Raw genomic sequence first — 11,933 nt, 5'->3', positions numbered from 1 at the left:
CTGTTAAAAAGCATAAAGCCCGCATTGTAAATTATGATCTTGTTCTTTTAAATAATGAAACAAAAAAGTGACCGTACACAGTTTGAAATTGAAGAAAAGACGCTTTCTATTCTTTTAGACACGCTTTGCTTTATGTCTAAAAACTATCATGTAGCAAGCGTTATTGATCATGCCGCTTGGATTATTAGCAAAGAGGACGTTGATCATACGATTTCACAGCTTGAACCTTATGTTGGGGCTAAGAAGGAGATAATATCTATCACAATGAATTTAAAGGATTGGGATAGATATACGCGAATGGTTGATTATGCAGGGTATTGCGCTTCAGAACAAAAGAACCGCGCCATATTAGAAAAGCTTTATGATAGCTATTCGGATAGCGAAATATTCATCCATGTAGAACTTCATAGGCACGAGCTGAATATCGTGACCAATGTTTTTTTGCAGATGATTGAACAACGCGATGAAATTGATTTTGGGATGATGGATTTAGAGCCTTTTGAAAAGTTTGAGGCGTTGATAGATAAAATGAAGCCATATCAAAATAGTGAAGATTCTGTCTCTATCATTCCGATGACACGTGATGAATGGTCTACTTACACGCCATACGTTAAACATGCCAATGACTTAGTTTTGGATGACTATGAGGGTGATATTATGGCAGATCTTAGTATGAAATATAAAAGAGTTAATACAAACTATGGAGGAAACAAATAAAACAAACATTTCGGAACCTCAGCCAACATCTTTGCCCTGGCATATTCATATTGATAAAATCCCAAAGCAGGGGGCCAAGAAATCAGGACGATTTATCCATGTTGAAGAACCGCTTTATGAGTGTTTATTTTATGTCGCAGATGAACAGATAGAAGTTAAAGGCTTCTCAACACATGACATTCAAAACGGTGTACAGCTCTATGATGTGACTTTGCCTGAAGGCAAAGAGCTCATAGATGATATTAAAGGCATTAGCGCATCGATGAAAGACGGAGCGCACTTTCTTTTTAATATATTGTACCCACCATTTTTTAGAGAAATGTCCAATAAAGAAAAAGTGACACGCTCTATTGATGATCATAAAGGAACGATTGATAAACTAGCTGATATGTAAGACTCAAAAACAATGACTAATAAATTCAAAGCGAAACATATAATACTCGAACTAGATAGGAATGTATATAACATCGTTTTTAAGATCCTCACCTATCTTACAGATAATATTGGTAATCATGCTATTGTTGATAGTAATAGACTATGCATGGGCAAACAGGCAGCCGAGAGTATTGTAAAACTCTTAGAAGCTGCCAATTGTGATGATAAGAGTTCAATTATATTGAATATGAATACGAGTGATTGGGCTAGTTTTATGATTATGATTAACTATTCGGCATGTGTTCTTCCTCTACCACATTATTGTAATAAAGAAACTGAAGATTTTTTAGAGTCATATTTACGCCACCTAGAAAAAGAAGAAGATCAGCCTAATTTTTATGATGAGACCATTATAAAAAGAGTAGCTTCTTTCACATAGAGCATTGCAATTTGAAGTTTATAAAAAACATAAAAGAGATTGTTTATTTTGACGCAAATGCGGCAGAAAAATCTGCGCTTTTGTTATTCATTGAAGCCAGCATTCGGGACTTTGACACATACACCATTGGTATTAGTAAATTTGGTACAAGCAAACAGAACCTTGAAGAAATGCACTGCGTGATTTCTGATCAAGTAGAGAATGATAGCCCGGTTCAAATGTCTGTGCATCTTTTTGGGCAAATGGGACTTGTGGCAGGGGCATGGCAAACATATTGGTTTGAACATGTTTTGCCCGAAGACCAAAACACATTGGAAGCTGATAAAGACACCGTATATGCTGTGCGTGGAATGTTTAATGAGTGCTACAAAACGGAGTATAGGAAGATGGAACAAAGAGGCTACATTACTATTGAGTTAGAGCAGTTACAATTAGACGCAATTGTAAGATCATTTGATTATGTTTTAAGCAATCCTCATGATATTGACTTTTCTATGGCAAGTTTTTCTGCGTTATCATATTTGGAAGGGTTAAATGACAAATTCAAAACCTTTCAAAACCAAAAGAAGTCTGTTCAAATTCGTTTAGATATTGATGATTGGGCAACATTTTTTCCATATTTAGAGCATGCTAAAAGTACAGTTTTTAATATACGAGATGCCGAAATGTTAGATGGTATATATGAGAAATATATTTAAAATAATCGCTGACAAAGACCCGATCCAGTTAGAAGTCGGGCGACCTGTTCTTGATATGGCCATAAGAATTGGAAGCTATATAAAGAATAACTTCGATGAGTCTGATTTTTTTACAATCGGACATACCCGCGAACATGTGGTGACCCACTTCCTTGAAATATTACAAGAGGCACATGAACGAATGAAGCCCGAAGACGATAGAGTCCTGTTGAGCTTTAAAAGAGACATGTCGGGTCATTATGATAGCGATCATTATCATATGCTTAAAAGAGTTCTGTGGTATGGCAGTAATTTTGGTGATGATATCCCAGAGCTTGAACCTTATCACGATCAAATTTGGGACGTATATCATGGATGCTTTTGATATCTAAATTTACAGCCTTACTTAATCGTTTACGAGTGACTAGTAAATCTTTAAAAAAAGATGACATTCTTAATTCTGTGGTATATACAGGAAAGCAAATAGATTAGAAAAGTTAGTTAATTGACTATAAAATCAATACAAACCTAAAAATCATTAGATTTAACAAACGACTTTTCCAATCAAAATATTGACCACCAATGAAATTAAACCAATACGAATGGGATCCCGAAAAGGATAAATTGGGCGAAGGAACTTTTGCTGAAGTCTTTAAAGCTAAGGATATCAACGCTAATAGATTTGTAGCGTTAAAAATCTATAAAACATCAGTAAAAGGAAATACTTCGGGTAGTACTGAACAATCGAAATATAGCTTAGAACAAGAGTTTCAAAATATAGAGGCGGTATCACATACCAATATTATTACATACCATGGTTTAAATTATATAAAACATACAGATGCCATGGGACGTGAGGGTAGTTACCCTGTAATAATCATGGAGTACGCCAATCAAGGTACTTTAACCCAGTTTTTGAAGACAAATCCCCAAAAAATAATATCGAACAAACTGATAAAGGATATTATCAAGGGAATAGGGCATTTGCACGAGGAAGGGATTATACATAGAGACCTAAAGCCGGGTAATATTTTAGTAAGCAAAAATAAAAGAGGGGTATATACAGCAAAAATCACTGACTTTGGGATTAGCAAAGACACTCTTTCTTCCGATGCCGATACTACATCGCATACAGAACTTGTAGGCACACCTCATTATATGGCTCCAGAACAGATATATCAAAAAAGATTTGGGCTAGAAGGTAGCATAAGTTCTAGAACTGATCTTTGGGCTCTTGGGGTTATAATTTTTAAAATATTTACTGGAAAGCTTCCTTTTGGAAATGGAGTACAGGATATTGAATTGGTACATGAAGCTATAACCAAAGGAGAAATAGATTTGACAGGAGTACCTCAGGATTACCATAAACTATTAATTCATTGTTTTAAAAAGAATGCAGTAGACAGAGTTTCCAGTGCTAATGAAATGCTAAGCTTCATAGGCCAGGAAGAAACTATAATTCCAGAAATAGAAAAAGATAACGATTTAGAAAGAACTGTTGTTCTTCCTGAAAATGATGGTCTAGGAGAAGGCACTATTGGTATTTACAGTATTAATAGGGACAACAAAGATGAAAATCAAGAAAGTCTATTTGTAACACCAACCAAAATTCAAAAAATACTATTAGGCATTTTTGGCATTGTCAATTTATTATGGTTTGGATACTATTGGCTTACAGAAGAGAAATCACCTAATGTTTATCTTATATATCCTCTACTAATTATATTATTTGCCATTTTCTATTTAAAATCTAATAAAAAGCTCGAAAGCCTTAAACTCTCAGTGTATGGACTAATGATGTATTGCAACATCATTTTTTTAATGCTAGTATACTCTGCGTTTTACCAGGGAATCTTAGAGGGTAAAATAATTTTAAGTATAGTTTTTATCCTAACATTTCAAGTTGGATTATCCATTTGGTTAATTTTTAGTCAAAAAAATAAGATAGATAAAATTAGAAGAGATATTAATTTATCAAGCTATCTTTTAGCTACTAGTATATTATTATACCTAGTTTCTTATGCGCTGTACATCTATGATGACGTTATCGGGGCATCCACATTTGTTTTATTAACGGATAGCATGGCGGTTCTGACACTGTTGCCTAACGTGTTTTTTACAACTGCTTTGTTGTTTTTTGTATTTGATGTCCATAAAAAATTCCCTTTAAGTTTGATTGGATTTTTCATTGCTAGTATCGTTGTAGCGTCCATATGGTGGCTTTTATTGGATTATGACAATGGATATAAGATATCGTTAATTAGTTCATATATGCAAGAGCTAAAAGCCGGGTATTATCTATGGCTCTTATCAATATTCATAGGTTTTTCGGTAGTGGTATATGATGCCTTAAAAACAACAAGACTCAAAAATTTTTATTGGCCAATTTTAGGTTTTATTCTTTTAATACTTGGGGTGACATTTAATGCTAAATGGTCTACCTCTAAAAGTGTATATGATTATAATCGAGGTTTTGAAAATGTGAATTACAGCCAATTTAAACAGGCATTTAAAAATGGGAAGCCTTTAAAAGTTTCCTCTTATAAACTCAAGAACTTTATAAAGAATATACTTGTTAAGTATGACGACGAAAATGCGAATACAGTAAAGCGCATGCTCAAACTTTTTGTTAACAGCAATGGTTTGGTTACCAATATAGGAGATGCAGATTTAGCGAGCGCTATTACCAAAGAAGATCCAGAACTAGTAAAAATATTACTAAGCCCTACAGGAAGCACTAAACTTGAAGATGTGGACTTTGTACATGATGATAAAAGTTTGCTACAACAGGCTCGTGACTTAGAAAATCAAGAAATAGAAAAACTTTTAATTAATGCAGGAGCAAAACTGACAGATCAAGAAAAATTAGTGCTTGACTTAAAAGAAATGAAAGCATTAAGAGCAAAGAAGTATAATTACCTTGAAGATTTCTCTAATGGTTCAGTGAAGTTTCTGGAAGAGTCCAGTAAGGACGCAACTTGGTCACATCAATATAGTGCATATAAACTTAATATAAAAAATGACAAGCTAAGTTATTATAAAACAGCTCCTTTCGACTTAGATACTAAAAAACCGTATACAGTAAGTGTCAAAGTAACTAGAGGTACAAAAGCTGGAACAGCTGGAGTTGTTTTTGACTCTAATAATTCAGATTATCATATTGCTGTAGTGGGAGATAATAGTTTAATCATTTACAAAAATATGAGTGGTAAATGGATTAAAATTAAAGAAGCTGCTGTTACTTCAAATAAATCGATTAATATAATATCAGTCACAAAAAATGGAAATTATATTTCTTGTTATCTTAACAATAAGTTGGTGATTTCAAACGAACTAATTGATAGTACTGGAGGAAATTATTTTGGCTTTATAAACTCTAACCCGAATGGTAGCGTAACTACATATTTTGATGATTTTAGGATAACAGGAACAAAAAAATAAAAACTGGCTATGGCCTACACTAAAGGAACAAAAGATAACCAACTATGTGTATATATGAATGGTAAACTCATATATAAAAAGCGGTTAGATACTGGACAGTCTTTCGTATTTGATAAAATGAACTATACCAAATACACTTTAAAATCTATTAGGGAAGATTAATAGTAGAAATACCCCTTATAATTATAGTACGTCTCAAGTTCAAAAATAATTATTAAAAAATAAGATGACATTTTAAAATGTTGGTTATACACGTATGAATGTTTAACCAAATAGTTGAAAAATGAAATCAAAAACAAAAATTACTACGTTAACGCTACTCTTGGTAGCTGCCTTTACTTTTTCACAAAGTAACAATGAAAAGGATAATCGAAGAATTCACAATAAGGCTGAAAAAGCAGAAAAAACGGTAGAAGAAACCAACGAGCAAATAGATAGTGCTGTTGCCAGTATAGACAACACTATTGAAGGCGCAAAAGAGACGGCCACAAAAGTAGGCGATATTTTTTTTGGTAAAAAAGACAAAAAGAAAATATCTAAAAATACTGTTGTCATTACCATAGCTTCTGTCTCTTATGACGACAAAGACGTTAATCAGCTTTATCATGAAATCTCCAAATCCAAAGGTGCCAAAAACATAATCAAGACCTACTCCAATGGTCAAATGATTATACAAATGGAAAGTAAATCTTCTGCAGATGCAATATGGCAAAACGTATTGCAGACCACCCGTACAAGTTTTAATATCGATAAGATAAGTGAGAAATCTATAGTACTTAAACTTAAAAAGTAAATAATAAAGCAAAAAACAAACCAATGAAAACAATACAAATAATGCCTGCCCTTTTTGTTATAACAATGACAATGATTAATTGCTCTACAGAATCTAACAACGAAACAAATGAAGAAAAAAATGCCAAAGGAATAATCAACTTATCAGGTGATGATACCTCGGCTGTAGGAACCTCACTAGAAGTTGGCGACATTGAATATGGTAGAGTAGATCTTACTGGATTAGAAGATTCAATAGTTATAGTACCCAAAGGTGCTACCATATCCGAGGATTCGCCTACGCTATCGCCAGGAGATCCAGGTTATGTAGAATCGATAATAGATTTCCAGGATAGCGAAAATGGTTTTATTATAGTTGCCGGGGAAGAAGTGATTTCCATGACTATAGTTGTCGATGGAGTACAACGACAATATGGATGCGAATCAAATTTTGGTACGTTTACCGTTTGCGGTGAAATCAGCATAGATAAAAATTCTAGAGAAGCTGTATTTACAGATACCACGGTTCTTAATATCGACACTGGCACTATATTAACCATGAATGGGACCGTACAGTGGTAATGAATAATCATTTATGGCACAATAATCGTTGGATGAAAAAAATTATAACCCTATTTTTAGTAGTACTATTTACTGTAACATGTAGAGTTTCTGCACAAAATCAAGAAGGTGGTATGATAGGATTTTCATGCTCATTTATTGGTAAACCATCTCTGTTGGTTAGAAAAATGTCTAAAATCTCTTTGCCTTCTCAGTATAAAGACTTGAAAAAGCTATTAATTTACGGTGATAATGCAGAACGATATTTATCGGTTGTTTTGTTTGAAGCTTTGATTGCCAAGAACAAAATTGTGATATCGGAAGCTGAAAAAGATACAATCACTATATTATATCAATCCAAAGCTATGCTATCTATCTGTTCTGGATGCGCCTTATTTAAAAGGGTTACCATATCCGAATTATTAAATGGCAATTATATTGATAAGCAAGCACGAGAATGGGCCAAAAGAATTGTAGATGATAAGTATAACTTTAAACCAAATTAGAAAATGAAAAAAAGTAAAGTAGATGTTCCACTTAGTAAAGCAAAAATGACTCTTATTATACTTGGATGCTTACTTTTTGTTGCGCTAGGGGTTTTTATGCTCTTTAATGCGGAAGAAATGCAAACAAGAAAGTTTTCACCATTATGGATTATGGGATTTGGAGGTATCGCAGTACTCTTCTTTGGAGGTATATGTATTTCGGTCATCAAAAAAATGTTTGACAAGAAACCTGGACTTAGTATAGCTGAAAATGGGATATGGGATAATTCTAGTGGAGTTAGTGTAGGTCTTATAGAATGGGCGGATGTTTTAGGAATACGGAAAGTGAATAGTTCAGGAACACGCTTTCTGTTAATTGATGTAAACAATCCAGAAGAGTATATAAATAATGCCAAAGGAGCAATAAAAAGACAGGCGATGAAAGCAAACAATAAAAAATACGGGACACCTGTTTCTATTTCTGCTAATGGGTTAAGTATTAAATTTACTGCTCTTGAAGAATTGATTTTAGAAGCGTTTGAAACTCATAAATAATGATATTATTTCAGCCAGAATATCTGAATGAATTAGGTGACCGTGACAGGAATGAAGATAGTATATTCCCAATTTTTCCACAAAAAAATAATACTGTTTTTCTGGTTTGCGATGGTGTAGGTGGACAAGCTAAAGGAGAAATAGCTTCCAAACTGATATGTGAACATTTTCCGGTTTTCTTAGACAAAAAGAAAAACGAAATCGAGGATGTGTGCATATTTGAAAAAGGGCTGAAGTATGTTGAAAAAAAATTGCAGGACTACACAAAAAAGAACCCTGATGCTCATAATATGGCAAGCACACTTACAATAATGTGTTTGTCAAAAAAAGAAAATAAAGCAGCACTGGGTTGGGTTGGAGACAGCAGAATATATCATGTGAGGGATGGGAAAATATTATTTCAGACCAAAGACCATTCAGAAGTACAGAATCTATTGGAAATGGGCGAAATCTCAGAGAGTGAAGCTAAAATTCACCACAGAAGAAATGTGATTACTAGAGCTGTAAATGGAAAAACATCTACAAGGATAGATTATCATAAATCGGACAGTATTTTGGAGAACGACTTCTTTTTACTTTGTTCCGACGGCATTATGGAAAATCTGGATAACGAAAAAATTGAAAACTGGTTCAAAGCGGATGTTCAACCAGAAACCTTAAAAAACCAAATATTGGAAAACGCCAAAGGCAAAACAAAAGATAACTACTCCATGTTATTGATTAAAATTAAAGAAACTAACAAAAGTTTGTCCACGGGCAAAAATTGGTTTTGGTAAAATTTTATAAACCTAATAACTTAATAAATGAAAAATATAACACTCATTTTGGCATTTGCCATTTTGGTTCCAAACCTTGCTTCTGCAAGAAGAATAGGTGGCCTTTTCGGTAAAAGTGAAAATATTGAAGAAATTATAGATTTGGATGCCAAAGGTCCTAATGGAGAAGATGTATACTTAGCCTATAAAACAAGTGGTTATTATTTTTTTATGGGAGCTTACATGGCCGATGAAGGATATGTATTAGGCATAAGGGGTAAAACTTCATATTATCCTTTGGACAAAAACCAAATAATAGCATACCAAGAAAATGGGTTTCTGCCCAAACCTTTACCAGAATATAAAATCCCTTTTAAAGATTGGCTCTGGGGGTTTGCATTGTGGATTTTACTATCGGTACTTGGGCTCATATGGTTTTTTCCAAATAGGGGATCTCCATTTGAAAAAGGCTGTAAGTTTTATTTTGGTAAAAATGTTCCTGTAGATTATATGAAAGCCCATGACTATTTTAAAAAGTCAGCCAATAAAGATTTTGCACCTGCACAATATAACCTCGGAATCATGTACTTAAAAGGTCAAGGAGTAGAAAAGAATGTCCAAAAAGCTATACCCTATTTTATGTTGGCTTCTGATCAAGAATATGCAAACGCTCAAGTTCAATTAGGGAACCTTTATTTTGATGGGGAAGAAATACCTAAAAACTTAGATAGGGCATTATCTTTTTATAAGTCTAGTTGTGAAAATGGACATCAAGATGGTTGTAAAATGATGAATCACATACTGGAAAATAAAAAATAGCAAATCAATCTTAAAGGATGCTTAACTCCTCTTGATAGGTATCAAGGACATTGCTAGGGAGAGATTTCAGATAAATCTGGGTGGTGGATAGTTTGCTATGACCAAGCATTGCCGAAATAGCGGATAAAGGAATATTTTTAAACAGCGCATGGGTGGCGAAACTATGTCTCGACACATACGATGTCAACCTTTCTTCAATGTCGCACAATTCTGCAATTTTTTTAAGACCTTTGTTGTAATTCTTTAAACCCCATTGTGCATCTTTATATTGAAGTTCAAGGGATTCTCTTTTTAGAATAGGTAATATAAAATCATCGCGTTTCTTATCGGAAATATAATATTTCAAAATCGCTGACATTTGCTCAGTAACCTTGATATCATATATTTTTGAGGTTTTTTTTCGCTGAAATTTTATGCGCCCATCTACAATATTTCCCTTTTGAAGGAATGCCATATCGATGAAAGACATTCCCATTGTCATATAGGAAAGAAGAAAATAGTTTCTATAATTGAAAAGGGAATTATCTTCTTCAAAATCAAGCTCCAAAATTCTCTTGATGTAGACTACTTTTATAGCTCTTTTTTCAGTTGGAACAGTACGTATTTGATAATTGTGAAATGGATAATTTTCCCTTTCAATAACACCATCCTTGATGCCCTTATTATAAATGGCCTTGATGGTTCGCATGTAGGAAGCAAGACCGTTTTGAGTATTCCCTTGCTTAGACAAATGAAATCTATCGAACCGTTCTAGAAAATTGAGATTCAGTTCGTTGAATTTTAAATCTTTGCCTTTATTAAATACTTTAAGAATATTTAAAACTCCTTCATAATTTCTTGCTGTTCCAAACCGTTTGGATTCCCTTAATTCTTTTGCCTTAGCCAAGCCGTACACGAAGAAAGAATCGTATTTGGATTTGCTAACTATTTTATCTTTCAGTTGTGTGACTGACAGAAAATCGAGCTCACCTTTATAGTGTAGTCGGTTGATAATTTCCTGAGCTTTTGTCAATTCTGAACGGAGTAGATTATTTAAAAATTGCACAGATTGAACGCCTTTATAGGAGCGTCGTACTAGTTTTTTTGAATCATCCCAGTACATTTCTTGAACGGATTGACCGGTAGCTATTGAAGTTGTTTTTTGAAAATGACCAAGCCGTATTATAATTGGAAACGAACTATCTTTTCTTATTCGGCGAGTATCTAAACTTAAATTTAGGCTTGTCTGCATACTTTAAAGGTAGATAAAAATTTGCACATAATTTGCACATAAATAGTTGGTGTTAAATGAGTCCAAAGGAAATCAAAATGTATTAAAATGATTATAATCAATTAATTATGATTAATTTTGAATCTTCATGAATCCGTAATCCGACCGCTGTTAATCAGAGGGTCCTTGGTTCGAGCCCAAGAGGGGGAGCTTCCAGCAGCAAAGGCTTCGCAGAAATGCGAGGCCTTTCTTTTTTGGCAGGGGTGAAACAAGGGTGAAACAAATACTTTTTGCATATATCTTCTTATCTTCATAATCGGCTTTCATGCGGTTATGAAATCTTCTACTAAAAATACAATTCTTTTGCTTTTCCGACGAATCGACAAAGCAGTTTTCGATGTTTATCGGAAAGGATTGCTATTGCGTTCTATGGAAATTCCGAGATGGGTGCTGTTTGTTTTGATAACATTTACTTTTGCCCTTATTATTTTTAGCCTATTTGTTCCATTATTTCAATCTGGTATAGTATTCTTCTTTTATGTGGGAGTAATTGGTGCCATAATTACGACTTTGTTTTATTTGATGTTCTTAAAGGCTTTTGTAGCACAACTACTAAACTATAAGAATACATATCCTATTCAACTAAGTCGAGAAAATCTCATTCCTACTGAGAAACAGTTGCCCTTTCGTTTTGTATATTTCGTCAATAGCATAAACTATAATAACTCAAGAATTTTTCAAGATTACCTAAGAACTAGCGAAAACAATTTTAAACAGTTTTTAATGGGTGAGAAACTGACCGAAAAAATAATCTGGTTACCGGTTACGGATAGAAAACTTTCCAACTTTAGACTTTTGTTTGAATTTCTGAATCATGTCTCCGAAGAGAACTTGGAAGGGTACTATGGGGAAAATCTTTTATTTCTTTGCAAGTATATCACCAAAAATTTTAAATCGAAGGACAATGATTGGTCAGTGAAACAACTTCAAAAGGCACATTCGGGTTGGAAAAACTGTAATCCAAAACGACGTATGGATCTGAAAATCGATATCGAAAACCATTTTATCCATTCGGGCAAATCATAAAATGAAATGGAAAGTAAAGAAAAACAGTGGAAGCCTGTCCTT

15 protein-coding genes are annotated in these 11,933 nt (G+C 33.7%); 14 read left to right on the top strand and 1 reads right to left on the bottom strand.

Annotation, left to right across the window (positions count from 1 at the left end; genetic code table 11):
• Nucleotides 1-54 precede the first annotated feature (54 nt).
• The 13 genes from ACFSQJ_RS18545 (at nucleotide 55) to ACFSQJ_RS18485 (ending at nucleotide 9,595) form a co-directional block, all read left to right on the top strand.
• Complete coding sequence (locus ACFSQJ_RS18545; RefSeq protein WP_377768397.1) at nucleotides 55-717, top strand: hypothetical protein; 663 nt, start codon at nucleotides 55-57, stop codon at nucleotides 715-717.
• Nucleotides 701-1,111 carry a hypothetical protein gene (locus ACFSQJ_RS18540; protein ID WP_377768396.1) on the top strand — a complete coding sequence of 137 codons (411 nt, stop codon included), beginning with the start codon at nucleotides 701-703 and terminating at the stop codon, nucleotides 1,109-1,111. Before ACFSQJ_RS18545 ends, ACFSQJ_RS18540 begins: the two co-directional genes overlap by 17 nt.
• Nucleotides 1,112-1,123: 12 nt before the next feature.
• A complete protein-coding gene (locus ACFSQJ_RS18535) occupies nucleotides 1,124-1,531 on the top strand; it encodes a hypothetical protein (protein WP_377768394.1) in 408 nt (135 codons plus the stop codon).
• An 11-nt stretch (nucleotides 1,532-1,542) separates the two neighbouring features.
• On the top strand, nucleotides 1,543-2,229 hold the full coding sequence (locus ACFSQJ_RS18530) for a hypothetical protein (protein WP_377768393.1): 687 nt from the start codon (nucleotides 1,543-1,545) through the stop codon (nucleotides 2,227-2,229).
• Nucleotides 2,213-2,593, top strand: a complete 381-nt coding sequence (locus ACFSQJ_RS18525; RefSeq protein ID WP_377768392.1) for a hypothetical protein — start codon at nucleotides 2,213-2,215, stop codon at nucleotides 2,591-2,593. Before ACFSQJ_RS18530 ends, ACFSQJ_RS18525 begins: the two co-directional genes overlap by 17 nt.
• 197 nt (nucleotides 2,594-2,790) lie before the next feature.
• Nucleotides 2,791-5,649 (top strand): serine/threonine-protein kinase, encoded by a 2,859-nt coding sequence (locus ACFSQJ_RS18520; protein ID WP_377768391.1) that lies wholly within the window; start codon nucleotides 2,791-2,793, stop codon nucleotides 5,647-5,649.
• A 9-nt stretch (nucleotides 5,650-5,658) separates the two neighbouring features.
• On the top strand, nucleotides 5,659-5,811 hold the full coding sequence (locus tag ACFSQJ_RS18515; RefSeq protein WP_377768389.1) for a hypothetical protein: 153 nt from the start codon (nucleotides 5,659-5,661) through the stop codon (nucleotides 5,809-5,811).
• A gap of 121 nt (nucleotides 5,812-5,932) precedes the next feature.
• Nucleotides 5,933-6,442 (top strand): hypothetical protein, encoded by a 510-nt coding sequence (locus tag ACFSQJ_RS18510; protein WP_377768388.1) that lies wholly within the window; start codon nucleotides 5,933-5,935, stop codon nucleotides 6,440-6,442.
• A gap of 23 nt (nucleotides 6,443-6,465) precedes the next feature.
• Entirely contained in the window at nucleotides 6,466-7,002 is a 537-nt protein-coding gene (locus tag ACFSQJ_RS18505) for a hypothetical protein (protein WP_377768386.1), read from the top strand.
• A gap of 32 nt (nucleotides 7,003-7,034) precedes the next feature.
• Nucleotides 7,035-7,487: a hypothetical protein gene (locus ACFSQJ_RS18500; protein WP_377768385.1), complete on the top strand. Its 453-nt coding sequence runs from the start codon at nucleotides 7,035-7,037 to the stop codon at nucleotides 7,485-7,487.
• Between the two features lie 3 nt (nucleotides 7,488-7,490).
• Nucleotides 7,491-8,021: an STM3941 family protein gene (locus ACFSQJ_RS18495; protein ID WP_377768384.1), complete on the top strand. Its 531-nt coding sequence runs from the start codon at nucleotides 7,491-7,493 to the stop codon at nucleotides 8,019-8,021.
• Nucleotides 8,021-8,797 (top strand): PP2C family protein-serine/threonine phosphatase, encoded by a 777-nt coding sequence (locus ACFSQJ_RS18490; RefSeq protein ID WP_377768383.1) that lies wholly within the window; start codon nucleotides 8,021-8,023, stop codon nucleotides 8,795-8,797. The genes ACFSQJ_RS18495 and ACFSQJ_RS18490 overlap by 1 nt, the downstream gene beginning before the upstream one ends.
• A 27-nt stretch (nucleotides 8,798-8,824) precedes the next feature.
• Nucleotides 8,825-9,595 (top strand): tetratricopeptide repeat protein, encoded by a 771-nt coding sequence (locus ACFSQJ_RS18485; RefSeq protein ID WP_377768382.1) that lies wholly within the window; start codon nucleotides 8,825-8,827, stop codon nucleotides 9,593-9,595.
• A gap of 10 nt (nucleotides 9,596-9,605) precedes the next feature.
• Here ACFSQJ_RS18485 and ACFSQJ_RS18480 read toward each other — a convergent pair whose 3' ends face one another.
• Entirely contained in the window at nucleotides 9,606-10,826 is a 1,221-nt protein-coding gene (locus tag ACFSQJ_RS18480; protein WP_377768381.1) for a site-specific integrase, read from the bottom strand.
• Nucleotides 10,827-11,234: 408 nt separating this feature from the next.
• Between ACFSQJ_RS18480 and ACFSQJ_RS18475 the strand changes: the two genes are divergently transcribed.
• Nucleotides 11,235-11,891 carry a hypothetical protein gene (locus ACFSQJ_RS18475; RefSeq protein ID WP_377768380.1) on the top strand — a complete coding sequence of 219 codons (657 nt, stop codon included), beginning with the start codon at nucleotides 11,235-11,237 and terminating at the stop codon, nucleotides 11,889-11,891.
• Nucleotides 11,892-11,933 lie beyond the last annotated feature (42 nt).

This window comes from Croceitalea marina, assembly GCF_042684265.1.
GTDB classification, from domain to species: Bacteria; Bacteroidota; Bacteroidia; order Flavobacteriales; family Flavobacteriaceae; genus Croceitalea; species Croceitalea marina.
This window is presented reverse-complemented; position numbering and strand designations above follow the sequence as displayed.

Coding starts and splice junctions, on each gene's coding strand:
- ACFSQJ_RS18545 (WP_377768397.1), top strand. CDS start 55: ATGAAACAAAAAAGTGACCGTACACAGTTTGAAATTGAAGAAAAGACG.
- ACFSQJ_RS18540 (WP_377768396.1), top strand. CDS start 701: ATGGAGGAAACAAATAAAACAAACATTTCGGAACCTCAGCCAACATCT.
- ACFSQJ_RS18535 (WP_377768394.1), top strand. CDS start 1,124: ATGACTAATAAATTCAAAGCGAAACATATAATACTCGAACTAGATAGG.
- ACFSQJ_RS18525 (WP_377768392.1), top strand. CDS start 2,213: ATGAGAAATATATTTAAAATAATCGCTGACAAAGACCCGATCCAGTTA.
- ACFSQJ_RS18520 (WP_377768391.1), top strand. CDS start 2,791: ATGAAATTAAACCAATACGAATGGGATCCCGAAAAGGATAAATTGGGC.
- ACFSQJ_RS18515 (WP_377768389.1), top strand. CDS start 5,659: ATGGCCTACACTAAAGGAACAAAAGATAACCAACTATGTGTATATATG.
- ACFSQJ_RS18510 (WP_377768388.1), top strand. CDS start 5,933: ATGAAATCAAAAACAAAAATTACTACGTTAACGCTACTCTTGGTAGCT.
- ACFSQJ_RS18505 (WP_377768386.1), top strand. CDS start 6,466: ATGAAAACAATACAAATAATGCCTGCCCTTTTTGTTATAACAATGACA.
- ACFSQJ_RS18500 (WP_377768385.1), top strand. CDS start 7,035: ATGAAAAAAATTATAACCCTATTTTTAGTAGTACTATTTACTGTAACA.
- ACFSQJ_RS18495 (WP_377768384.1), top strand. CDS start 7,491: ATGAAAAAAAGTAAAGTAGATGTTCCACTTAGTAAAGCAAAAATGACT.
- ACFSQJ_RS18490 (WP_377768383.1), top strand. CDS start 8,021: ATGATATTATTTCAGCCAGAATATCTGAATGAATTAGGTGACCGTGAC.
- ACFSQJ_RS18485 (WP_377768382.1), top strand. CDS start 8,825: ATGAAAAATATAACACTCATTTTGGCATTTGCCATTTTGGTTCCAAAC.
- ACFSQJ_RS18480 (WP_377768381.1), bottom strand. CDS start 10,826: ATGCAGACAAGCCTAAATTTAAGTTTAGATACTCGCCGAATAAGAAAA.
- ACFSQJ_RS18475 (WP_377768380.1), top strand. CDS start 11,235: ATGGAAATTCCGAGATGGGTGCTGTTTGTTTTGATAACATTTACTTTT.